Here is a 23150-nt window from a genome sequence, read left to right as displayed (position 1 = left end):
GGACCGGGCGGCAGGGGGTGGGGGCGGGACGGGACCCGACGCAGGGGCGAGGGCAGGACAGGACCGGGCGGCAGGGGTGCGGGCGAGGACAGGACTGGACAGGAGGGGCGCGGGCGGGGCGGGACCGGACGGCAGGGGCGAGGGCGGGACAGGACTGGACGGCAGGAGGGCGGGCGGGGCAGGACGGGACGGTGGGGGTGCGGGTCGGTCAGGTGAGGTGCTGGTCGAGGCCCGTGATGCGCAGGAGCCGGCGCATGCCGGGCGGCACCCCCTCGATGCGCAGGGGAGTGCGCTGGTCGAGTGCCTGGTTGCGGGCGCAGACGAAGATGCCGAGCCCGGCGGCGTCGATGAAGGTCAGGCCGCTCACCTCGACGACCAGCGCCATGTCACCGCGCCGGGACTGCCCGGCCTCCCGCAGCAGCCCGAGTAGGTGGCTGCGCAGGATCTCGGTGGTGGCGATGTCGAGCTCGCCGGACACGTTCACGGTCAGGGTGCCGTCGTGGCGGCTGGTGGTCAGGTGCAGTGGATCCATCTCCGGCTCCGTGCTCTCCCAGGGCCGGGATCACCGTGCCGGTGGCGCTGACCCGCCCTTGTCGTAGGCACCAGATGTCATGCGTTGTGTCACTTAGAGCGACCGCGTGCTTCCGGAATGGAGTGTACATGCCGGACTCCGTACATCGTGAGGGCGGCTCCTGAATCCGGGACGAGGGAATTTCCGGCCGGTGCGTGGCTGGGCCGGTACGGCTGATCGTATTTTGGGGAAATTTCCGAGCTTAATGGGATTGATCACACTACGCTGCTAGCCCTGATTCGTACACGGGGACATGCATTTAGGGGGACGAACACCGTGTTATTCGCACTCGCCGTCATATTGTTGAGCGCCGCCGTCGTGGGCGTGGTGGTGTGGTGGCTCCGCCGGGATCGAGTGGGCGGTGACGTCGAGGGCGGGTTCGAGCCCGAGCGTACGTGGGACTGGGAGTTCCTGCTGACCCCGGAGGCGGAGGCGGCGTTCCTGGAGGGGCTGCGGGCCTGCCACGAGGGCGGCGACCCGGTACGGCTGGAAAGGGAGCTGGGCGTGCTCACCACGTACGATCCGCCGCGCCTGATCTCCCTGCACCTGTTCGCCGACGCCTTCGCGGCCCGGGGGGACGCCGCGATGCACGACCCGCAGGGGACGGTCGCCGCGCTGATGGAGCATGTCGCGGGGGCCGAGCGGCCGGGGGTGCTGCACCTGCGGCCCGGCTGGCTGGAGGACGAGGTGGACGGCCTGGACGCCGCCGGGTTCGCCGCCGAGGTGGGCACGGCCGTGGGTGTCCCCGGGCCTGGCAGGACCGTGGGTGTCCCCGGGTTGGGCGCGGCCGTGGGTGTCCCTGGGCCGGGCGCGGCCGTGGGCGTCCCCGGGTCGGGCGCGGCCGAGTCCGGGTCGCTGCTGGTGCGCGTGCCCGGCGCCGCGGAGCCTGACGGCACCCCGGCCGACCCCGCCCCGGCGAGCGGGGGCAACACGATGATGCTGGACCTGGCCCGCGTGCTCGACCTGTACCGCGCGGCCCGCGAAGCCCGGCCGGACGCCACGGCCGGGACGCTGCTGCGCGAGATCGTGCCCGAGCTGATCACCGCCGGAGGGCCGGGCGTGACCTGGGCGAAGCCGCCCACCCCTGCGGAACTGCGGGCCGTGCTGGGCGGCTCGGCGGAACCGCGCCTGACCTGAGCCGGGCACCCGGCGCTGGGTTCTGGCCGTGCCCGGCGGGTGTCACTCGTTCTGTTCCGAGCGGCCCAGACGCCAGTAGCCCATGAAGGCCACCGACCGCCGGTCCATGCCGCGTTCGGCCACCAGGTGCCGCCGCAGGGTCTTGATGACGCCTGCCTCGCCCGCCAGCCACGCGTACAGCGGCCCGTGATCGGCGGGCTCCTCCGGTGGCACCTCCCACAGCTCCTCGGCGTCGACGTCCACGTCGTCGAAGGCGGCGTCGGAGGGGGCGGGAGCGGCGGCGGGCGGCGGCGGGAGGAGGCGGGCGGCGGCGGCCCTGACGGCGGGGATCAGGGCGGCGCCGCGCTCGCCGCCGTTCCTGGCCAGCCAGGTCACCTTGACCGGGGCGGGGGAGTCGACCGGCAGGATGTCGTCGTCGCGGGGCACCTCCATGAGCACCTCGCCGCTCAGGTGGGCGGGCAGCCGTTCGAGGATGGCGCAGATGGCGGGCACGGCGGTCTCGTCGCCGGCGATGAGCACGCAGCCCGTGCCTGCGGGCGGGTGGAACTCCAGGCCGCCGTGACGGGCCTCGTAACGGTTGTCGGGGCCGAAGAGGACGGCGACGTCGCCGGGCCGCACGCCTTCGGCCCAGCGGGCGGCCGGGCCGCCGTCGGGGTGCATGACGACGTCCACGTCCACCTCGGCGGATCGCGGGCGGACGAGCCTGGCGGTGTACGTACGCATCGGGTTGCGCTTGGCGGAGTCGAGGCCGCGCCACCGCGTGAACCAGTCGGGGCCGGTCGGCAGGTGGGCCAGTCCGTGCTCGGGGATCGGGAGGATGAGCTTGATCCGCTGGTCGAATCCGTTGTCGGCGAACAGGTGCAGGTCGTCACCGGTGAAGGTCACCCGCAGAAACGACGGGCTGAGCCGTTCGAGCCGGTCCACCCGTACGTCGAACATGCGAAAAGGCTCGGTCATCCCCGAAATCTCCGTTCTCTATTTAGGTGAGCCTAACCTAAACGATGGCGCGGGTTTCGGCCACTCGCCCTTCGTGCGCTCAGGAGCGCGCGGTAGCGTCATAGCGCTTGAACAGAGACAGGCCCCACGCCTGCCCCCGAGTAAGGAGCCCCACTTGTCTCCTGTGATCCTCTCCGCGGCGGGCGCCGCGCTGGTGCTCGACGACTCCGGCCCAGGACTTCCGCGGGTGGTGCACTTCGGCGCCGATCCCGGCAGCGCTCACGTTAGCGCTCACGGCAGCGCGTCTGACGGCGTGGCCGGGGCCGATCTGGCGCCGGCCCTGGCGGTCCCGGCCGTGCCGCTGCTGCCCGCCCAAGGGGACTCCTGGTACGGGCGTCCGGGTCTGTCCGGCGGCCGGGACGGCGAGCACTGGCCGGTCCGGTGGACCGTGCGGAGCCTGGACGTCGACGCCGAGCCCGGCTCGGGCGGCACGGTGACCGTCGCGGCCGCCGACGAGCGGGCCGGTCTCGGGCTGGTCACCGAACTGCTGATGGACGGCGGCGGCCTGGTTCGGATGCGCCACACCCTGACGAACACACCGGGTGGCGCGGCGGCCGGGACGCCGTTCCGGGTGGCAGGGCTGGTGTGCGCGCTGCCCGTGCCCGCGCGGGCCGATGAGCTGCTGGACTTCACCGGGCGGTGGGCGCTGGAGAAGGTGCCGCAGCGCAGGGCGTTCGCGCACGGGGTGTGGTCGAGGGAGAACCGGCGGGGCCGTACCGGGCACGACGGCACCGGGCTGCTGGTGGCGGGCACGAAGGGGTTCGGGTTCCGTACGGGCGAGGTGTGGGGGGTGCACGCGGGCTGGAGCGGCGACCACGTCCACTACGCCGAGCGGCTGCCCGGGGGCGTGTCGCTGCTGGCGGCGGGCGAGCTGCTCGAACCCGGCGAGGTCGTGCTGGCCCAGGGCGCGAGCTACCGTACGCCGTGGGTGTACTTCACCTGGTCGGGCGGCGGGCTGGACGACGCGAGCGCCCGGCTGCACGACCACCAGCGGGCGGCCCGTCCGCTGCCGGTGCGCCCGGTCACGCTGAACAACTGGGAGGCCACCTATTTCGACCACGGCCTCGACCGGCTGCTGGAACTGGCAGGCCGGGCCGCGGCGGCCGGGATCGAACGGTTCGTGCTCGACGACGGCTGGTTCCGCCACCGTCGCCACGACCGGGCCGGGCTGGGCGACTGGTACGTGGACACGGACGTCTGGCCGCGGGGCCTGCACCCGCTGGCCGACCGGGTACGCGAGCTGGGCATGCAGTTCGGCCTGTGGTTCGAGCCTGAGATGGTCAACCCCGACTCCGACCTGGCCCGCGAGCATCCTGACTGGATCCTGGGCCGGGCCGAGCGCACGCCGCCGCCGCAGCGCCACCAGCAGGTGCTCGACCTGGCCCGGCCCGAGGCGTACGCGTACCTGCTGGAGCGCCTCGACGCCCTGGTCGGCGAGTACGCGCTCGACTACATCAAGTGGGACCACAACCGCGACATCGCCGAGCCCGTGCACGACGGCGTGCCCGGCGTGCACGCGCAGACCCTGGCTGCCTACCGGCTGCTGGACGAGCTGCGTGGCCGCCACCCCCACCTGGAGATCGAGTCGTGCTCGTCGGGCGGCGCGCGCGTCGACCTCGGCATCCTGGCGCGCACCGACCGGGTGTGGACCTCCGACAGCAACGACGCGCTCGACCGGCAGGCGATCCAGCGCTGGACCGGGCTGCTGGTGCCGCCGGAGCGGATGGGCTGCCACGTGGGCGCGCCGCACGACCACATCACCGGCCGGTCGCTGCCGCTGGACTTCCGCGCCGCGACCGCGCTTTTCGGGCACATGGGCGTGGAGTGGGACCTGACCTCGGCGAGCCGGGAGGAGCTGGAAGGGCTGGCCGCCTGGATCGCGTTGCACAAGCGGCTGCGTCCGCTGCTGCACGCGGGACGCGTGGTGCGCGCCGACCACCCCGACCCGTCGGCGCTGCTGCACGGCGTGGTGCTGCCCGAGCGGGCGGTGTACGCCTACGCGCAGCTCACCTCGCGGGTGGAGTCGGCGCCCGCCCCGCTGCGGCTGCCCGGTCTCGACCCCGCCGCCCGGTACGAGGTCCGCCCGGCCGGGCCGGTCCCCGGCGGCGCGGCGATGCCGGAGTGGGCCGCCGCCCCTGTGCGGGTGCCGGGCTCGGTGCTGGCCGAGCTGGGGCTGCCCGCCCCGGCCCTGCGGCCGGCGTCGGTGCTGCTGCTGGAGGTGGAACGGGTCTGACCCGCGTCCTCGCGGGCCGGACCGCGTTTCAGTTCAGGTCGAGGTCGGAGCCGCCGAACCGGTCGCGCAGGAATCGGCCCTGATCGCGCAGCGCCTGCTCGTCGCCCCGGTGGATCGCCTCGGCGACCTTGCCCATCTGGGCGTCGAGCAGGGCGAGCTGGGTCAGCAGCTCCTCGTGCGCGCTGCGTTCCCGCCCGGCCCGCCGGGTGAGGGCGTAGCGGCGGGGCAGGTTCGCGTACGCCTCCAGGCTGGCGGGCAGGTAGCGGCGGATCGTCTGGGAGACCACGTGCAACTGGTCGGGGGAGGCGGTCAGTTGCTCGGCCCTGGCCAGCACGCCGCCGATGACGTCGGCCAGCGCGCGCACGGCGGCCTGCACGTCGCCGGGGAAGCGGCCTTCGACGCGGCGCAGCAGGCCGTCCAGGTCCTCGCGCAGGGCGCGCGTCTCGACCTCGGCGTGCGAGATCGTCAGCCGTACCCGGTCGGGCGGGGCCAGCAGCGCGCCGGCCCCGTACAGCGCGACCACGACGACCGGCCAGAACGCGCCGGTCAGCCCCAGGAAGTGGCCCAGCAGGCCGAGCAGCGCCAGGCAGGAGCCGACGATGTTCCTGGTGGAGCCCAGGTAGCGCAGGATCCGCTCACTGGTAGCCACGGATCTCCTTGAACACGCCGGTCAGCGAGGTGCTGCGGGCGTCGAACACGGCGCCGCCGGTCAGCTCCGCCACCCGGCGCATCTCCTCGACGTCGCTCTCGCCGAACAGGACCACGAACGTCGGCGTGTGCCGCCGCTCCTCCGGCAGGGACCGGTAGTACGTCTCGAAGTCGGCGTAATTGGTGCCGTCCGTGTTCTCGCCGTCGGTCATGAGGACGATCGAGCTGTAGTGGCCCGGCGTGACCGGCTGGTCGTAGGCGGCCTTGAGGCTGTCGAAGATGGCGGTGCCGCCCGCCGCGTCGAGCCCTTCGGCGAAGCGCTTGATGTCGGCGAGCACGGGCGCGGGGTCGCCCGCCGGGACGGTGAACGGCACGGGGCCGCGCGGCGAGCCGCTGAAGGGGATCATCGTCACCGACTCGCGGTTGCTGAAGCGGGTGAAGGCGCCGGAGGCGGAGGTGTCGGCGCCGGTCAGCGCCACCAGCGCCTGCCGCAGGGCCGCGATCCGCTCGCCCTTCATCGAGCCCGACGTGTCCAGCACGAACCTGGTCTCCGGCGGCACGCGCACCTGGTTGAGGTAGGTGGCGATCAGCTCGTCGGCCGTGCTGCGCCGGTTGGGGAAGGGCAGCTCGATGAGCTGGGCGGTGCCGAAGCGCTGGTCCAGCGGGACGCCGCCGGCGATCGGCCGGCGGTTGGTGCCGGTCATGATCTCCTTCTGCACGGCGGGGGTGCGCAGCCAGGCGGTGAGCTTGCCGTACAGGGTCTTCTTGGCCTCCGGGGCGGAGGCGAGCAGCGTGAGCGGGTAGTCGGCGCTGACCACGCCGTCGCCCGGATAGACGAGCGTGAGCGGACGCCCGCCGCTGAGCAGCACCGACTCGTAGTTGACCATGCCGTCCACGCGGGAGTCGCGGGCGAAGGCGTCGGCCAGCCAGCCCGAGGAGCCGGCGGTCAGCCGCTGCGCGGAGAAGAACTCCTTGAGCCGGGGCGTCACGGAGGCGACCTGCTCGGCGCTGAGCGCCCCGTCGGCGTCCGCCAGCGCGGCGGCCACGCCGACCAGGGCGGAGAACCCCGAGTTGGAGGAGGCGGGGTTGGTCATGCCGAAGCTGAACCTGCCGTCCTTGGCCGCCGTCGCGATGTCGGCCCACGTGACCGGCTTGTCCTTCCAGCCGAGTTCGATCGCCTTGGCCGGGTTCAGGCCCAGCACGACGGGCGAGACCATGATCTTGGTCTGGGTGGACAGCTTGGCCTGGGCGCCGTCGATGAGGGACAGGTAGCGGTTGGAGGAGAACCAGGTGGCGTCGAGCGAGCCGTCGGCGCGGCCGGAGGCGACCTGCTCGGCGCCGTCGAGCGTGCCGGTGTAGGTGAGCTTGACCTGGACACCGGCCTCGCGTTCTGCGCGCTGGAGCAGAGGTTCGAGGTCCTTGATCTCGCTGCCGGCCAGGATGCGCAGCACGCCGGCGCCGTCGGCCGCCTCCTCGGAGCCGGTGCCGCAGGCGGTGGCCAGCGTGGCGGCCAGCAGGACGGGCAGCAGGACGGGGAGCAGGGCGTGCCGTCTCCCGCCGCCGAACCTCGCGATCGGCTGGACTCCCGGGCTGGTCATCGGTCGGACTCCCTGGCCCGCGCCACGTACGTCCTGGCGTGCTCCAGCTCCGACGACAGGCTGTCGACCGTGACCGCCATGTTGTCCACGGCCTTGGCGCGGAAGTCGTCGATCAGGTCCATGGTGGCGTAGACGTTGTCGAACGCCCGCCGCAGGGTGTCCAGGTCCACGGTCGTCGAGGCCGCCTGGTTCTGGATCGCGCCGGCCTGCGTGCGCAGCATCTCGCTGGTGGCCAGGATGAGGTCACTGGTCGTCGCGTTCAGCGCGGTGATCTGGTCGAGCACGAGCTTCTGGTTGGCCAGCGCCTGCGCCACCGTGACGGCCGTGCGCAGGGCCGAGACCGTCGTGGTGGTGGCGCGGTCCACGCCCTTGCTGAGCTCCAGGTTGTTCTTGCGTACGAGGTCGAGGGCCAGGTAGCCCTGCGCAGAGACGGCGAGCTGGGTGAGCAGGTCCTGGTGTTTCTGGCGGACGGCGAACAGCGCGTCGGAGCGCAGCGCGGTGGCCTGCTCCTCGCTCGCGACGGCGATGCGCTCCTCCAGGGCCGCGTCCATCGCCTTGGCCATGATCGCGTACTCCTGGAGCCGCGTCATGGCCTCCCACAGGTTCGCCTTCTCGCCCTCGATGGCGGCGTTGTCGCGCAGCAGCTCGTCCTGGCCGGACTTGAGCGCGCGGATGATGTCGTCGAGGTGCTTCTGCGCGGAGTGGAACTTGGCGAAGTAGTCGCGCAGCCGGTCGCCGAACGGGATGAGCCCCAGCAGCTTGCGCGTCCCGCCGGCCGCCTGCTTCGGGTCGAGGTCCACGACCGTGCGGCGCAGCGCCACCAGGCCGTCGGCGACCCTGGACTGTGCGTCGGCGCCCTCGCCGCGGGCCGCGTCCAGGGCTGCGACCGGCCGCTTGAGCATGCGGTTGGCCACCTGGGAGGCGGCTTTGATCTCGGTGTCGCCCATCGAGGAGATGTCGTGCACCTTGCGGGAGAACTCCGGTGAGCGCGGGTCGATGCCGTCCAGCTCCCCGGTGAACTCGCGCGCCTTGGCGGTCAGCTCGGCCGCGCGTTCGTCGGCCATCGGCAGCATCGTGGCCGCCGTCTCGGCCGGGACCGGGGTGACCGGCGCGGGCGGCGTGAGCACCAGATCGGACACGTTGCGGGATCTCCTTGCTAGGGCCTGGTTCTGTCGATGGTGGTGATGAGCCGGTCGAGCCGTTCGTAGGTGGGCGGCTCGACCACGTCCACCAGGTCGGCGGCGGCCGGCGCCTTGGTCTGGGCGACCAGGCCGGCGAACGCCTGCGGGTCGGTGGTGCGGAAGCCGTACCGGGCGGCCAGGGACTGCAGCTCGCGGTCCTTGGTGAGCAGCTCGCCGACCCGGCCGCCGTCGGCGGACAGGGGGACGAGCGTGTGCTTGCTGAGGACGGTCGGCGACGGGTAGACCAGGCGCATGTCCGGCTTGATGGCGCCGTCGCCGGCGAAGACGTGGGCCAGGTACTGTGCCTCGTAGGCGACCAGCATCGGGGTCTTGCCCGCGCCCAGCGCGAGATAGTCGTCGAACGACGCCTCGCTGGTCGACTCGGAGAAGCCCTGGTCGAGCACGGCGGGGGCGACGACGGGGGCGATCTTGTCGATCTGGGCGTCGGAGCTGATGACGTCCTCGCCGTTGGCCACGTAACCGATCACCGACAGGTACATCGCGGCGGAGTTGGAGGTACGGATGTCGGTGGTGGTGAGCAGCACCCGCTTGCGCGCCGGATAAGCCGAATTATCCGGAATTTCATCCCATCGGGTGCCTTTAGCTACTAAGTCCAGATATTTCTTAATGTCGAGGATTTGATAACCTCTGCCGGAGTCGCGAATCACGCCGGCCTTCGTCATCAGCTCGGCGATCGGCTCGAACGTGGCCACCGCCATCGGCGAGTAGAACGGCGAGTACGTGGTCGTCGCCCCGCGGTCACGCTTGATCTTCTCGGCGGCCGGAACGCTGGAGGGGAAGGCGAAGGCGTACCCGCCCAGGTCCACGCCGGAGACGATCTGCCGTGAACCGGCGGTGTCCACCTCGACGCGCAGCCCGTGCCTGGCGAAGGCCGCCCGCACGCGCGGGTCGTCGAAGAACGGCTTCTTCTCCGAGCCGATCACGCCGCGCACGGCGACCAGTTCGGGCGGGTCGTCACCCTGGTTCCCGACGATGATGGCGACCGCCGCCACCCCGGCCAGAACCACCGCCAGAATGACACCGACCCACCGCTTCATCGAGCCCCTTTTCGTGAAATGACCCCCATGAGGAAATTATGGAATGGTGATCACGAGCCCGCGTGGTCCGAAAGGAGACCGTACGTCAGAATTCATGCGCCGTTCACGGCGGGCGGACGCCGACCGGCGGAGAGGCCCCTCAACAGGCCCTCCTCGCCTGGTCAGCGCTCGATGAGCGTGACCTCGAGGGAGTAGTGCGAGGCCCGGTAGATGTGCGAGCCGTGCTCGACGGCCCTGCCCTGGTCGTCGTACGTCGTGCGGATCATCGTCAGCAGCGGCGCCCCGCGGCGCTCCTCCAGCAGCCGGGCCTCCGCCTGGGTCGCGGCCCGCGCGCCGATGCGCTGGTTGGCCACCCGCATCCGTACGCCCGCGCCGCGCAGCAGCTCGTACAGGCCGCGGCCCTCGAGGTCGGCGGCGGTGAGCTGGGCCAGGCCCAGCGGCAGCCAGTTGTGCAGCACGGCCAGCGGCTCGCCCGCCGCGAAGCGCAGCCGTTCGAGGTAGAGGATCTGCGCGCCCGGCTCCACGCCCAGGATGCGGGCGACGTCCTCCTCCACCGGGCGCGGCTCCAGCGCCAGCACCTGCGTGGCCGGCTCCTGCCCCGCCCGCCGCAGGTCGTCGTAGAGGCTGGTCAGCTCCACCGAACGCTTGACCTGCCCGTGCACCACCTGCGTGCCCACTCCGCGCTTGCGCACCAGCAGGCCCTTGTCCACGAGGTATTGGATGGCCTGCCGGATCGTGGGCCGCGACAGGCCCAGCTTGTCGGCCAGCAGGATCTCGTTGTCCAGCCGCGAGCCCGGGGCCAGGTCACCTCGCCGGATCGCCTCGGCGATCTGCTCGGCCACCTGGAAGTAGAGCGGCACGGGGCTGGATCGGTCCAGGTCGATGGCGAGGTTGGCGGTCATGCTGATCAGCTTAACCGAGGTCATAATGTCCAGACAAATGCGTCATGCTGGGGTTGGGGGCGCGTGCCGCGGGCGTACGTGAGGTAGGGGAGAGGGCATGGACGTCACTTATCTGCTCGACACGGCCACCGAGGCGGCCAGGGCCGTCGGTCCCCGGCTGCGCGCCGCCTTCAGGTCCCGGCCGGGCGTGGCCACCAAGCGCGACTTCCACGACCCCGTCACCGAACACGACCGGGCCGCCGAGGACACCATCCGGTCCGTCATCGACGCCCGCACCCCCGGCAGCGCGATCGTGGGCGAGGAGGGCGGCACGACCGGCTCCGGCGACCTCGTCTGGTACGTCGACCCCATCGACGGTACCGCCAACTTCGCCGCCGGGCTGCCGTTCTTCTGTGTCTCCGTCGCCGCCGCCGTGCGCGGGGAACTCGTGGCGGGCATCGTGTACGACCCCGTACGCGAGGACGAGTTCACCGCCACCACCGAGGGCGCCTGGCACAACGGCACGCCCCTGCGCAGCACGGGAGCGCGCGGCGACCGGGAGGCCATGCTGCTGTCCGGCTACCCGACGCCGCTCGACCTCGACACCGACGGTGACGACGCGCTGCGGCGCTACGGGCGGCTGGTGCACTCGTTCGCCGCCGTACGCAGGGTCGGCAGCGCCGCGCTGAAGCTCGCGCACGTCGCCGCCGGCTGGTCGGACGCCGCCTACGGCACCCGCGCCAACCCATGGGACGTGGCCGCGGGCGCGCTGCTGGTGCGGCAGGCGGGCGGGGTGTACGTCGGGGACCCGTTGGTCAAGGGGGACTACCTGGCGCACGTGGGCGGGTTCGACCTGAAGGGCTCGGCGCTGGCCGAACTGACCCCTGCCTGACCGGCGTACCGCCGCGCCGCCGGCGAACCACCCGACGTCACGATCAGCCGAATGAGACCGGCTTGCCTACGACCACGCTCCGGCCGCACGGCCACCTGCCCGCCGCCGGCGGCGCCAGGCGGCACGGCGGCCACGGCCATCCTCCTTTCCCGGGCCACGCGGCGGTCCGTCAGGCAGGTGCCGACGTGGCGCCTCTCCATGCCTTCGGTCCCATGAGCGCGATCGGGACCAGCGAGACCGCCGCGAGCACGATCGTGACGCCGAACGCGTACCCGAAGGGGTGCTCGACGCCCGTCCTGGTGAAGACCTGCAGCAGCACCGCGAGCACCGCGACCCCGAGCGGGGAGGCGAGGCGTACCGCGATCGTGCTCAACGTGGTCGCGGCCGGTATGGTCACCGGCTCCAGCGTCTTGAACGCGGCCGCCATCAGCGAGGTCGACACCAGCCCGTGCCCGAGGCCCAGGACGAACATCGGCACGGGGCCCGCGAAGGCGGCGAATCCCGCGATGCCCGCGACCGCCACGACCACGCCTGCCGCGCCGACACCGCGCGCTCCCCTGGCGTCGGCGAGCTTGCCCGCGAGCGGGGTCGTGATCGCCGCCCCGATGCCCATCGGGGCCATCAGCAGGCCGGCCTCCAGCGCGGTCCCGCCCTGGGTGAGCTGGCTGTAGAGCGGGACGAGCACGGTGAAGCCGAACATCGCCGCCGAATAGCACACGAGCGCCGTCACCGCCGTGGCGAACGCCCTGTTCCCGAAGAGCCGCAGGTCCAGCAGCGTCTCCGTGCTCCCCAGGGCCCGCACCGCGAACGCGGCGAGCAGCGCCACCCCGGCCCACAGCGCGGGATGCAGGGGCGAGGCCCCGTTGCCGATCTCGGCCAGGCCGTAGACCACCGCCGCCAGCCCCGGCGACAACACCGCCAGCCCCGGTACGTCGAGCCGCCGCGGGCTCGCGCCCGGCGTACGCGGCAGCAGCACGTACGCCGCCACCAGCGCCACCGCGCACACCGGCACGTTGACCAGGAACAGCCACCGCCAGCCCAGCGCCTCCACGATCACCCCGCCCAGCGGCGGCCCGAGCACCGGCGCCAGCATGGCGGGCACCGAGATCGCGGCCATCGCGCGCCCCATGCGCTCCTTGCCCGCCGCCTGCGCCAGCATCATCTGGCCCACCGGCAGCAGCAGCCCGCCGCCCAGCCCCTGCACCGCGCGGAAGGCGACCAGGCTCCCGACCGACCAGGCGGCGGCGCTCAGCGCGGACCCCGCGACGAACAGCACGAGCGAGACCAGCCACACCCTCCTGCCGCCGAACCTGCCCACCGCCCACCCCGTGACCGGCACCGTCATCGACAGGGCCAGCAGGTAACCGGTGACCGCCCACTGCATGGTGGCGAACGTGGCGCGGAACTCGCGGGTCAGGACGCCGAGCGCGACGTTGACGATCGTGGTGTCGAGCATCGTCATGACGACGCCGAGGAGGACGACCAGGCCGGTGGCCCAGAGCGGGGATCGTACGCTGTATCGCATGTCGTACACCGTAGCACTTCCGTACGGTGTCTAGAATCGGGCGGGTGAGCTCGATCTGGTCGCGTCCTTCGCCACCCCGCCGCCCGGCGCTGACCAGGGAGGCGATCGTGTCCGCGGCCGTCGCGGTCGCCGACGCGGAAGGGCTGGCCGCGGTCTCGATCCGGCGCGTGGCCGCCGAGCTCGACGCGCGGGCGATGACGCTGTACTCCTACATCGAGCGCAAGGAGGACCTGCTCGCGCTGATGCTCGACGAGGTGAGCGCGGAGGTGCTGGTCGAGGAGCCGCTGCCGTCCTCGTGGCGGGAGGCGTTGCTGCTGATGGCCCGGCGGGAGCGCGAGCTGGTGCGGCGCCACCCGTGGCGGGTGGAGCTGATCTCGCAGCGGGTGGCGGTGGGGCCGAACGGGCTGCGGCACGTGGAGCAGAAGCTGTCCGCCTTCGACGGGCTCGGGCTCGACCGGCTGACGTGCTGGCGGTTCCTGGCGGTGTTCAACGACTACATGACCGGGTTCGTGATCAGGGAGGCGCTCGAACGGGGGGCGCCCAGGTCCGAGGGGATCAACGACGAGGAGCGGGCGGCCCTGGCGGAGCCGTACATCGGGGAGCTGGTCGCGGGCGGGGAGTTCCCGCGGCTCGCGCCGATGATCGAGGAGGGGGTACGCGGTGCGGACGACAACTTCGAACGCGGCCTCAACCTGGTGCTCGACGGCATCGAAGGCGTGCTCCCCAAGACATAGGGCCGTCTGACGGCAGCCCCGGCCGCGCACCCGTGGGCCGCGCCCCGCCGTGATCGAGCCTGCGATCTGCCGACAGCGGAAACACCCGGAACCACCTCTGGGGTGACGGCAAGCTGGGTGAATGACGAGATTCTCCGTTCAAGCCGACCCTGCCGCCGTCGATTCCTGGACCGACCTGGCACGGCGGTGCGAGGTCATCGGCGTCGACGCGTTGCTCGCCCCCGACCACCCCGGCGTCGCGGCCTCGCCGTTCGTCGCGCTGGCCGCGGCGGCCTCGGTCACCTCGGAGATCGGCCTGGGCTCCTACGTGTCGAACGCGGGGATCCGCGAGCCCATCCTGCTCGCCACGGACCTCGCCACTCTCGACGTGCTGTCCGGCGGCCGGGCCCGTTTCGGGCTGGGCGCGGGCCACACGCCTGCCGAGTGGGAGGCGGTCGGTCGCAGCCGCCCCGACGTCGGGGGCCGGGTGCGGCGGTGTGTGGCCGTGGCCGAGGCGGTTCGCGCGCTGCTGGACGGCCAGGAGGTCGACGTCGACACGCCGGAGCTGGTGGCCCGCTCCGCCCGGCTGGAGCGGCCGAGACCCGTGCAGGCGAAGATCCCCTTGACCATCGGCGGCAGCAACGCCCGGCTGCTGCGCTGGGCCGGCGCGCATGCCGACACGGTCGGCCTCACCGGCTTCGGGCGCACGCTCGGCGACGGCCACAACCACGAGGTGCGCTGGCGGGCCCACGAGCTGGAGGCGCAACTCGACCACGTTGCCGCGGGGGCGGCCGGGCGTGCGGCGGCTCCGGCCCTCGAAGCTCTCGTCCAGCTCTTCCAGGTGACCGACGACGCCGTCGGCGCGGTTGCGGACCTCGCCCAGAGCCTCGGGATGACCGAGTCGGAGGTGCTGACCGCGCCGTTCGTGCTCGTCGGCACGGAGGACGAGATCCTGGCCGCCGTACGGGAACACGAAAAGCGCTGGGGCATCACGCGCTACGCGGTACGCGTGAGCGCACTGGACGCGCTGACCACGATCCTGCCCAAGCTGCGGAAGGACTGAGGTGGTCCGCGCCGTCGTCGCGGTCACGGTGTTGCTGCTGGCTGTCGGGCCGGCGGCGCCGGGCGACCTCCCCGTGCCGCACACCGAGGTGCGGGCTCCGCTGTCCGTCCTGGCCCCTGCCGCGCCGCCGCCCGGCCTCCACCTGGAGTCCGTCTCCACCTTCTCGTTCGGCGGAGGCGACGACGTCGCCGTCTACGGCCGTCCCGGCGACGTGCTGCACGGACGGCTGCTGACGGCCCTCTATCACGCCAGTGCCGACTGGGCCGGCATGCAGCCGCTCGGGGGCCGCCCGCTGCCCGGCGGACCTGCGGACGCCGAGATCGGCGGGACGGCCCCGCATCGGTGGATCACCTGGCCGGTCCGGCCGTTCGGTGCCATGGAGCCCGTCTTCTACGGGGTGCTCGGGCGCGGCCTGTCGGACGACGAGCTCATCCGGGCCGCGAAGGCGCTCGTCCAGAACGGTTCGCGGCCGACCATCGGCACCGAGGGCGTGCCGAGCGACCTGCGCCCGCTCGCGTCCGGCGGGATGAGCCTGGGCCAGCTCTGGGAGATGTCCCCGGCGGCCGGAACGACGCTCACGTGGAGCGACCGCCGGTCGGGCGCCCGGCTGGAGCTGACCCTGGTCCGCCACACCCAGCTCACGGAGGCGCTGATGGGCGCCCTGTCTCCTGGCAGGCCACGGTCGATGCGGGGTGTGACGGGCGCGGCCGGGCCGCCGCCGTTCGCCGAGTCGTACGACCGGACCCCCACGGCCCGCGTCTGGCGGGAGAAGGACACGCTGGCCGTGCTGCGCGCCGAGGGGGTTCCAGAGGAGGACGTCGACGCCCTGGTGAAAGGGCTGCGGGAGGTGGACGCACGCGACCTCGACCGGATCCGCGCCACGGTGACCGCCTATCCGGCGCGGAAGCTGCTCGACGCGGGTCTGCGGATGGCCGCCTCCGGCCGCACCGCGACGGGCGCATGGGCGGTGGGCGTCAAGGAGCGCGATGACCGCGTGCAGGTGAGCTTACGCTCCGTGGGCGGCGATTTCAGTCTCGACACCGGCGGCGACGTCCACCCCGACGATCTGCGGGGCGCGATCGAGATCGTGAGCGGCATCGGCATCACTCTCGACCGGCACGTCCCGATCGGGGCCGTCCGGAGCGACGTCGCGCGTCTGGAGATCGAGGGCCAACCCGGTAGGCGACCGTCCACCGTGGCGCTCGGGCCGCCATCGGTGCCCGGCGGGCGAAGGTGGTTCGCCGTCGCCGAGGGAGTCGACCCGTTCGCGGCCGTTTTCGTCGCGTACGACGCGAAGGGCAACGTCCTGGCCAGGAGGACCATCTTCTAGCTCACAGCTCAGGCTTACTCGTCCAGAGGGCGGCGCTCGGCCGGAGTGTCCAGCCGAGCGCGCACGGAATCAGGAGAACTCGAACCGGACGGACTTCGCGGACTTGAGCCCGCCGTCCCACCTTTCGCCGGGGATGAGACTGGTTTGCAGATAATCCTCGTTGCAGGCGTAGGTCTTGTAGAGCGTGGCCTTGTACGGCGTCTTGTTGTGAATCAGGTTTGCGTTCACGTCGAGGTCGTAGCACTGCTCGTTCGGACCATTGATTTCGGTCCAGGCGGTGGCGTCGGCGGTGCGGTAATAGAAGACACTATCTTGGGCGTGTACAGGCTGTGCCGCGAGGCCGATGGCGAGAACGATCGCGCAGACCGCGGACAGCGAACTCCTACCGTCCACTCGAAATGCACCTCCCCGCTGTTCGGTGCCGATGCCTGTCGACGGTAGCACGCCGTGTCTCCTCGAAATTTCCAAGGCGCCGACAGGGAATGTTTGCCCAGCGTATTTCCGCGACACCGCCGCACGACCCATTTCCGTGGCGTCGCCACACCGGTAATACGTGACGGCTTCGGGTTTGAATCGACCGGCGCGGCGAGGTGAGCAGAATGGTTTTACCTGCGGCGGTCACCCATCGCGTTTACGGCTGCCCGGCCCGCCGACGTGAGGTATGTGGTGGTGGGCCCAGCGCGTGCACCACCGCCCGATCCGTGAGCCGGTGGTTTACCGACGATTTCGTTGCCAACGGCGGGGATAAGGCCACGGGAGGTCAGGAAACGAATCACCTGAGTGGCAGCCCCGGCGGCGGGAACGGGCGCGGGGGCGGGGAGCAGCACGATCCGGCAGGCGACATCCACGACACGGCCGACGGCCGGGGAGCGGAGGAGAGATGGCCGGCACGATCACCGAGCTCGACATCGAATTCGGCATGCCCTTCATCGAACACGCCCTGCGCAACTCCAAAGCCGCCAGGATCCTGCGGCGCGAACTCGAACACCTTGGCATGCGGGCGATGCCGGCGCGGTCGCGGGCGGTGAACATCTACAGCGAGGACGACAAGGCGGGCTTCGCCGTCGGGATCCTGCCGTTCGTCTCCGACGATCTGTCGCAGCACGGCGGCCTCAGCATCTCGCAGGGCGGGTTCGCCCTGGCCGTACGGGTGGTCATGGAGGACCGTACGACCATCCAGGCGTTCTCCACGATGTTCGTGGTCGAAGACGGCGTGGTGTCGTCCCAGTACGAGGCGTCCGAGCTGATGGAACAGGGAGCCGAGGCGCTGGTCCGGCACGCGCCCGACGTCGGCACGGACACGCCGCTCGCGGAGGTGTCCGTACGGCAGGTGCTCTCGATCTCGGACTTCGCGCACGCGGCGTTCCTGCACGACGAGTCGTCCGTGAGCATCTACGACTCGGACGAGATGGCGGCGCTGCGCGGTCACGGCGGGCTGGCCGCGGAGATCGCGAGCTTCGCGCGGCTGCAGGCCAGCGCCGGGCACAGCGGCGGTGGTAGCTGCAGTTGCAGCACCTCCTGCCACGGGTGCACCAGCACCAGCACCAGCGCGATCTGACCGCGCGAAGCCACGAACGCCGCCGCGACCCGAGTACGCGAAGCCACGAGCGCCGACGCGCGACTCGAGTACGCGAAGCCACGAGCGCCGACGCGACCCGACGGAGGGGACACCTTTGCCCGAGAACGACATGCTGCCGGATCGCCCCTGGGTGCCCGGCTGGTACCGGATGTCCACCGCGCCGTCGGGCACCGTCCGGCTCGACTCGCTGACCCGGTCGTTCGCGTTCGAACACGTGGCGCCCGAACTGCTCCAGCGACTCCTGACACTCCTGGACGGCACCCGGCCGATCGAGGACATCCGCGCCCGGCTCGACACCCCTGACACCGACCCCGCCACGGTCGACAGCCTGCTGACCGCCCTGCACGCCAACGGCCTGCTCAGGAGCGGCCCGCCCGAACCCGCCGCGCTGACCCCCGAGGAACAGCGGTGGTGGCGGCAGCAGGCCGACTTCTTCGGCCACTTCTCCGCCGCTTCCGGCCCGGCGTCGTCGGCCCGGCCCGACCTGCTCGCGTCCGGATTCCACTACCAGTCCCGCCTGCGTGAGGCCGTCGTGGCCGTCCTGGGCTGCGGTCGGCTCGGCTCTCAGGTAGCCAGGGACCTCGCGATCTCCGGCGTCGGCACGCTGTTGTGCGCCGACGACGGCGTGGTGGGCGACGAGGCGGCGCGGGCCGACGCCTGGTACGACCTGCGCCACAAGGGACGGCCCCGCGCCGAAGTCGTGTGCGAGCTGGTCGAGCAGGTCACCCCCCACTGCCGGGCCGCCCCCGTCACCTCGGGATCCCGGACGGACCTGCTGGGACGGTGCGACGTGGCCGTCCTCGCCGGTGACGTCTTCCGCCCCGCCGACTACGAGTCCGTCAACGCGGCGGCGTTGTCGTCCGGGACGTCGTGGACGAGTTGTCGCCTGGTCGGCCTGGAGGTGCTCATCGGGCCGACCGTGTTGCCGGAACAGAGCTCGTGCTGGACGTGTTTCGACGACCGCCGCCGCAGTCACCTGACCCGGTACGAGGAGGCGGCGCTGATCGAGCGCATCTGGGCCGAGGGCGCGACCCCGCCGTCCCTCGCCGTCGTCCCCGGCCTCTCGCTGGTGGCCCTGGAAGTGGTCAAGCTCATCACCGAGTTCGCCCCGGCCACGACGGTGGACGGGCTCCTCGCCGTGGACGTGCTGTCGAGCACGACGACGCTGCATCCGGTGCTCCGGGTGCCGCGCTGCCGCTCCTGCGGCCGTTCGGCCCGCGACCGCCCCGCCCTCCAGGTGTGGGACATGGAGCAGCACGCGGAAGGCGTCAGGTGACGGCGCACGGCAGGCGCGGCGCCGGCCCGGTCGACGCGCGCACCGGCATCATCGCCCACGTCCTCGACCTGCCGGTCGGGCCCGGCGAGCCGGAGATCTTCAACAGCTCGGTACGCCTGGCCGACACCACCGCGCTGGGCGCGGGCGCGTGTTACGACAACAACGGGGGAGCCGGTCTCACCCAGGCCGCGGCGCGGGCCGCCGCGATCGGCGAAGGGCTGGAACGCTACTGCGCCGCGTTCTCCCGGCCGGAGCAGCTCACGGTGGCGACCTGGCGCTCGCTCTCGGCCCGCGACCATCCGCCGCCGGGACCCGCGGACTTCGCTCTCTTCCACCCCGGCCAGGCACAGCACGCTCCGCGCTTCGACGACGACACGCCCGTGGCGTGGCGGCCGGCGTACTCGCTGACCAGGGCCGCGTGGACCCAGGTTCCCGCCTGCCTGGTCCATCTGCCCTATGTCCCGCAGGGGGCGGGGGAACACGTCATCGGGCCCGCGATCTCGACCGGGCTCGCCTGCGGCGCCTCGCGGGCCGAGGCGGTGGTCAGCGGCCTCTACGAGGCGATCGAGCGGGACGCTTTCATGATCAGTTGGCTGCGCGAGCTGCCGCTCGACCGGGTCGACCTCCTGTCGAGCCCCTCGGTCGCCGACGTCTACACGGCCAGGCTCCGCCGGCCCGGGCTCGAGTACCACGTGCTGGACATGACGACCGACCTCGGCGTCCCGGCCTTCCTGTGCCTGCTCCTCGATCACCGGCAGGACCCGCCCATCGCGTGCGCCGGCGGCGCGGCGCATCACGACCCCGCGAAGGCCGTGCTGAAGTCGCTCGTCGAGGCGGCGCAGACCAGGGAGTGGGCGAAGTACCTGTGCAGAACCCGCCGCGAGCCCGCCACGCCCGCGCCCGACGGGCTCAGGACGTTCGAGGACCACGTCTTCCACTACGCGTCGGGCTGGTCGGGCCGGGCGCTCGAACCGTTCCGCGACCGGCCGGTGGTCCCGGTCCCGGACGGCGGCCCGCCGCCTGCGGACCACCGCACGGCCGCCGGAGCCGTGGTCGACCGGCTGGCCGCCGCCGGTCTGGAGGTGCTGGTCATGGACCTCACCACGCCCGATGTCGCCCAATGCGGGTTCCACGTGGTGAAGGTCATGGTCCCCGGCCTGCAACCGCTGTACGCGGACGAGAGCCGGCCCATGCTCGGCGGTCACCGGGTCTACGCCGAACACCCCGACGCGCCCTGCGCCCGCCCCCGTGGGCCCGAGGACCTCAATCGCGAACCGCACCCGTACCCGTGAGGTGATCATGGACCCGCTGCAGAGCAGTTCGAGCCTGGCGGAGCTCTATCACGAGAACAGCAAACAACGCAGGTACGACCGCGGCTTCGGCTGGCGCGTGGCGGCGGTCGGGAACAGCCCGACCTTCCAGCGGCTGACCAGGCGTCCCGGCAAACGGTACGGCGGCGCGCAGGTGATCTCGCTGCCCCGGCCCGACCCGCCCGACATGCGCCTGCACCAGGCGATCGCCGAACGCCGGTCGGCCCGCCGCTTCTCGGCGGAATCCCTCACCCTGCCGGAGGTCGCGTCCCTGCTCATGCTGTCGGCCGGGCTGCCCGCCGAGCCGGGCGCCGCCGGCCGTACGACGTTCCGCGCCGCACCCTCGGCGGGCGGCCTGCACCCCACCGAGATCTACGTGGTCGTCCGCGCGGTGGACGGCCTGGACCCCGGCATCTACCACTACCGGGCCAACGATCACGTGCTGGAGGCGCTGCTCCTCGACCCCACGGCCGCCGGACGGCTGGCGGCGGCTTCGTCCTACCCCGAGACGCTGGAGACGGCCGCCGCGACGCTGGTGCTCACCGCGGTCTTCGGGCGGACCACGCTGAAGTACGGCGAACGCGCCTACCGCTTCGTGGTGCTGGAGATCGGCCACGTGGCGCAGAACGTGCTCCTCGTCGCGTCCGCCCTCGGCTGTGGCGCGGTACCGATCGGCGGATTCGTCGACGACGAGGTCCACGCGATCCTGGACGTCGACGGTGTGGAGGAGGCGTCGTTCTACCTGCTGCCCGTCGGGCGGGTCGCTCCGTCCTGGGAGCGGCCGGAATGGGAGGAGGGGCAGAACGCGGTCGCCGCCGTCATGCGGCGGCTGTGGTCCGCCGGGCCCGACCGCGACGGTGGTTCCGGCGAGGCGTGAGCACGGGCCGCCGTGGTCAGGGCCGTGGTCAGGGCCGTGGCCAGTCTCGTGGCCAGGCTCCTGACGCGCCGCTGGGCGATAACCGGTAGCGGGGCGCTTCGCAGATCCACTCCAGGTTGGCGTGCGGGAGCGCGAGGTAGGCGCAGGCGACCTTGCTGGCCGCGCGGGCGGCGCCGTGGGACAGGCCGAGGTCGCGGTAGGCGGCGGGCAGCGCGCGGGCGGCCTGGGTCAGGTCGCGTTCGCGGTCGGCGATGCGGTCGATCACCCAGGAGACGGCCATCGGAAGGGACAGTCTGCGATGGTAGCGGGCGGCCAGGACGTAGTTGGACAGATCCGCCTCGCGCTGGTCCTTGTCCAGGGTGAGCACGTCGTTCATCCAGGTGGAGACGTCGTTGGCGGCGTCGGCGAGCCTGCTCCAGGCCGGCAGCGCCATCAGCGCCGGGGACAGCTCGGTGCCGAGGACGGCCTCGCCGGCGTCGAAGATGAACGAGGCGGAGGCGACCCGGCGGTGGCGCGGATATTCGGCCAGCGGGCTGAACCGCCCCGTCCGCCTGGCGCGGGCCTCCCAGTGGGTGCTGAGCCGGTTGAGCTCCAGGTGGGCGCGGAACCGTTCGCGCCAGGCGGGGCCCATCCTCGCCGCCGTGACCAGCCAGAGCTGGGTGAAGGCGGCCTCCATGGGGTCGGCGCGCACGGGCTCGCGATCGTGGTCGACCACCTGGAGCAGCCGGTCGTAGGTGTGGTCGATCTGCCCGGGGGCGGGGCAGGAACGTTCGTCCCAGTGGTCGTCGAGCAGCACGACCCAGGTGAGCCAGCGCGCGAACAGCACCAGCTTGTCGTCGCTGGAGTCGGTGAACACCCGCCCGGCCATGCGGTGGCCGCCCAAGGCGTGCAGCCGCCGGACCTCCGCGGGCGTGTCGGTCAGCCCGGCCTCCTCCGCCCAGCGCAGCACCTCTCGACCGGCCGCCTCGGTGCGCGGGTGCATACGGCACCGGCCGGCCAGGGCGGGGACGTGCTGAAGCAGGGATGCCAGATGAGGCCGGGCATCGACGGGGGTCGTCGTCATGCGGCGGAGAGCCTGCCGAAGAAGAGGTTGCCGACCGCGCCGGGGTCGGCGGAGGTGTAGTAGTCGCGCACGGCGTACAGCAGCTCGTCGCGGTTGAGCGCGCCGTCGGCGTCGTGGTCGAGCGCCGCGAAGGCGTGCTCGGTGTCCTGCCCGGAACGGCCGAACGCCTCGTGCACCAACTGGAGCTCCTGCGGCTGGATGAGGCCGTCGCCGTCGGTGTCGGCCAGCGCGAGCACCGCCTCGATCGCCGGGCGGAAGACCGGCTCGAAGCGGTCGCCGTCGATGAACGACGCGATCACCGAAGTGCGGTACTCGTCGGGGGTGATGCTGCCGTCGCGGTCGAGGTCGACGGCGGCGGCGAGAGTCTCCCACAGGTCGTCGAAGGAGTCGGCCACCCGGCGGCCCTGGGCCCCGGCGGGCGAGGCGCCGAAGCCCACGAGCAGCCGGGCGCCCAGGCCCTGGAGGTCGTCACGGGTGATGACGCCGTTGCCGTCGACGTCGATGTGGTCGAACGACCGGTCTATCTTGAGCACCTGCAGATCAGTGGCCATACGCCTTCCCTTCGCCGGTGGTGCGATTTCCGGACCTCACCTTACGCATTCGGCAAAGCACGCTACGTACCCATTCGGTGACAAGATCGTTACCCGGCCACGGCAACGCTCAGACCGCCGCGCTACTGGCAGGTGGTACGGCGGGCAGGAGCGCGGTGGTCGCGGATCAGGCCAGGAACAACGTGGCGATCGCCGGGCCGAAGGCGGCGCCGAGCAGATAGGCCAGGTTGAACAGGCCCATCGCGGCCGGCCGTGACGGCTCCGGCACGGCGGCCCCGGCACGCGTGGCCAGCGCCCCCTGGCCGGAGGCCGCCGCGATCGAGGTGAGGGCCTGGGCGCCGAGCAGCGCGAAGGGCGCCGCCGACAGCCCGGCCAGCACGATCCCCGCCCCGGCCGACGCGGGAAAGAGCAGGGCGACGAACCTGAACGGCGTCCTCGCCGTGACCGCGATCACGACGTACGACGAGATCCCGCCGAACAGCAGCGGCCAGGTGATGGCCAGGCCGACCTGCTGGGCGCTCCAGCCGGCCCGCTCGGTCAGCAGCGGCGGCAGGGCATACATCGTGCCGAAGTTGACCACCGCCAGCAGGAACGCCGTCCCCGCCGCCACCAGGAACACCGGAGAGCGCACCACCGCCGCCGGTACGAACCCGCCCGGCCGCCGCCGC

General features: G+C 72.3%; 22 protein-coding genes. 10 read left to right on the top strand and 12 right to left on the bottom strand.

Features of this window, described 5'->3' with window-relative positions; all coding sequences use genetic code 11:
* Positions 1-208: 208 nt before the first annotated feature.
* A complete protein-coding gene (locus tag ABD844_RS05290; RefSeq protein WP_344873518.1) occupies positions 209-532 on the bottom strand; it encodes an STAS domain-containing protein in 324 nt (107 codons plus the stop codon).
* Between the two features lie 315 nt (positions 533-847).
* On the opposite strand from ABD844_RS05290, the gene ABD844_RS05285 reads away from it, so the two are divergent.
* Positions 848-1708: a hypothetical protein gene (locus ABD844_RS05285; protein ID WP_344873516.1), complete on the top strand. Its 861-nt coding sequence runs from the start codon at positions 848-850 to the stop codon at positions 1706-1708.
* Positions 1709-1750: 42 nt separating this feature from the next.
* On the opposite strand, the gene ABD844_RS05280 is transcribed toward ABD844_RS05285, so the two are convergent.
* The gene (locus ABD844_RS05280; protein ID WP_344873514.1) at positions 1751-2665 is read right to left on the bottom strand and encodes a siderophore-interacting protein; all 915 of its coding nucleotides are present in this window, start codon (positions 2663-2665) and stop codon (positions 1751-1753) included.
* A 163-nt stretch (positions 2666-2828) separates the two neighbouring features.
* Between ABD844_RS05280 and ABD844_RS05275 the strand changes: the two genes are divergently transcribed.
* Positions 2829-4937, top strand: a complete 2109-nt coding sequence (locus tag ABD844_RS05275; protein WP_425568507.1) for an alpha-galactosidase — start codon at positions 2829-2831, stop codon at positions 4935-4937.
* A gap of 28 nt (positions 4938-4965) precedes the next feature.
* Here ABD844_RS05275 and ABD844_RS05270 read toward each other — a convergent pair whose 3' ends face one another.
* From ABD844_RS05270 to ABD844_RS05250, 5 genes are all read right to left on the bottom strand, one after another.
* Entirely contained in the window at positions 4966-5586 is a 621-nt protein-coding gene (locus ABD844_RS05270; RefSeq protein ID WP_344873510.1) for a hypothetical protein, read from the bottom strand.
* On the bottom strand, positions 5573-7183 hold the full coding sequence (locus ABD844_RS05265; RefSeq protein WP_344873508.1) for a vWA domain-containing protein: 1611 nt from the start codon (positions 7181-7183) through the stop codon (positions 5573-5575). The genes ABD844_RS05270 and ABD844_RS05265 overlap by 14 nt, the downstream gene beginning before the upstream one ends.
* Positions 7180-8322: a toxic anion resistance protein gene (locus ABD844_RS05260; protein WP_344873506.1), complete on the bottom strand. Its 1143-nt coding sequence runs from the start codon at positions 8320-8322 to the stop codon at positions 7180-7182. Before ABD844_RS05260 ends, ABD844_RS05265 begins: the two co-directional genes overlap by 4 nt.
* 17 nt (positions 8323-8339) lie before the next feature.
* Positions 8340-9422 carry a hypothetical protein gene (locus tag ABD844_RS05255; RefSeq protein ID WP_344873504.1) on the bottom strand — a complete coding sequence of 361 codons (1083 nt, stop codon included), beginning with the start codon at positions 9420-9422 and terminating at the stop codon, positions 8340-8342.
* 161 nt (positions 9423-9583) lie between these two features.
* Positions 9584-10324 (bottom strand): GntR family transcriptional regulator, encoded by a 741-nt coding sequence (locus tag ABD844_RS05250; protein WP_344873502.1) that lies wholly within the window; start codon positions 10322-10324, stop codon positions 9584-9586.
* Between the two features lie 97 nt (positions 10325-10421).
* Between ABD844_RS05250 and ABD844_RS05245 the strand changes: the two genes are divergently transcribed.
* Positions 10422-11195 carry an inositol monophosphatase family protein gene (locus tag ABD844_RS05245; RefSeq protein WP_344873500.1) on the top strand — a complete coding sequence of 258 codons (774 nt, stop codon included), beginning with the start codon at positions 10422-10424 and terminating at the stop codon, positions 11193-11195.
* Positions 11196-11364: 169 nt separating this feature from the next.
* On the opposite strand, the gene ABD844_RS05240 is transcribed toward ABD844_RS05245, so the two are convergent.
* Positions 11365-12720: a DHA2 family efflux MFS transporter permease subunit gene (locus tag ABD844_RS05240; RefSeq protein WP_344873498.1), complete on the bottom strand. Its 1356-nt coding sequence runs from the start codon at positions 12718-12720 to the stop codon at positions 11365-11367.
* 44 nt (positions 12721-12764) lie between these two features.
* On the opposite strand from ABD844_RS05240, the gene ABD844_RS05235 reads away from it, so the two are divergent.
* The 3 genes from ABD844_RS05235 to ABD844_RS05225 all read left to right on the top strand — a co-directional run bounded on the left by ABD844_RS05235 (position 12765) and on the right by ABD844_RS05225 (position 15826).
* Complete coding sequence (locus tag ABD844_RS05235) at positions 12765-13454, top strand: TetR/AcrR family transcriptional regulator (RefSeq protein ID WP_344873496.1); 690 nt, start codon at positions 12765-12767, stop codon at positions 13452-13454.
* Positions 13455-13575: 121 nt separating this feature from the next.
* On the top strand, positions 13576-14496 hold the full coding sequence (locus ABD844_RS05230; RefSeq protein WP_344873494.1) for an LLM class flavin-dependent oxidoreductase: 921 nt from the start codon (positions 13576-13578) through the stop codon (positions 14494-14496).
* 1 nt (position 14497) lies between these two features.
* Positions 14498-15826, top strand: a complete 1329-nt coding sequence (locus tag ABD844_RS05225; protein ID WP_344873492.1) for a hypothetical protein — start codon at positions 14498-14500, stop codon at positions 15824-15826.
* Between the two features lie 69 nt (positions 15827-15895).
* On the opposite strand, the gene ABD844_RS05220 is transcribed toward ABD844_RS05225, so the two are convergent.
* On the bottom strand, positions 15896-16219 hold the full coding sequence (locus tag ABD844_RS05220) for a hypothetical protein (protein WP_344873490.1): 324 nt from the start codon (positions 16217-16219) through the stop codon (positions 15896-15898).
* A gap of 487 nt (positions 16220-16706) precedes the next feature.
* Here ABD844_RS05220 and ABD844_RS05215 point away from each other — a divergent pair, with 487 nt between their 5' ends.
* From ABD844_RS05215 to ABD844_RS05200, 4 genes are all read left to right on the top strand, one after another.
* A complete protein-coding gene (locus ABD844_RS05215; protein ID WP_344873488.1) occupies positions 16707-17384 on the top strand; it encodes a hypothetical protein in 678 nt (225 codons plus the stop codon).
* A 115-nt stretch (positions 17385-17499) separates the two neighbouring features.
* On the top strand, positions 17500-18681 hold the full coding sequence (locus ABD844_RS05210; RefSeq protein WP_344873486.1) for a TOMM precursor leader peptide-binding protein: 1182 nt from the start codon (positions 17500-17502) through the stop codon (positions 18679-18681).
* Positions 18678-19973, top strand: a complete 1296-nt coding sequence (locus ABD844_RS05205) for a YcaO-like family protein (RefSeq protein WP_344873484.1) — start codon at positions 18678-18680, stop codon at positions 19971-19973. The genes ABD844_RS05210 and ABD844_RS05205 overlap by 4 nt, the downstream gene beginning before the upstream one ends.
* A 7-nt stretch (positions 19974-19980) precedes the next feature.
* Positions 19981-20868 carry a SagB/ThcOx family dehydrogenase gene (locus ABD844_RS05200; protein WP_344873482.1) on the top strand — a complete coding sequence of 296 codons (888 nt, stop codon included), beginning with the start codon at positions 19981-19983 and terminating at the stop codon, positions 20866-20868.
* Between the two features lie 28 nt (positions 20869-20896).
* Here ABD844_RS05200 and ABD844_RS05195 read toward each other — a convergent pair whose 3' ends face one another.
* The 3 genes from ABD844_RS05195 to ABD844_RS05185 form a co-directional block, all read right to left on the bottom strand.
* The gene (locus ABD844_RS05195; RefSeq protein ID WP_344873480.1) at positions 20897-21931 is read right to left on the bottom strand and encodes a terpene synthase family protein; all 1035 of its coding nucleotides are present in this window, start codon (positions 21929-21931) and stop codon (positions 20897-20899) included.
* Positions 21928-22482: an EF-hand domain-containing protein gene (locus ABD844_RS05190; RefSeq protein WP_344873478.1), complete on the bottom strand. Its 555-nt coding sequence runs from the start codon at positions 22480-22482 to the stop codon at positions 21928-21930. The genes ABD844_RS05195 and ABD844_RS05190 overlap by 4 nt, the downstream gene beginning before the upstream one ends.
* A 166-nt stretch (positions 22483-22648) precedes the next feature.
* On the bottom strand, positions 22649-23150 hold a 502-nt coding region (locus ABD844_RS05185; protein WP_344873476.1), incomplete at its 5' end, for an MFS transporter.

It is taken from the genome of Nonomuraea antimicrobica (assembly GCF_039536965.1).
In the GTDB taxonomy this organism is placed as follows: domain Bacteria; phylum Actinomycetota; class Actinomycetes; order Streptosporangiales; family Streptosporangiaceae; genus Nonomuraea; species Nonomuraea antimicrobica.
This window is presented reverse-complemented; position numbering and strand designations above follow the sequence as displayed.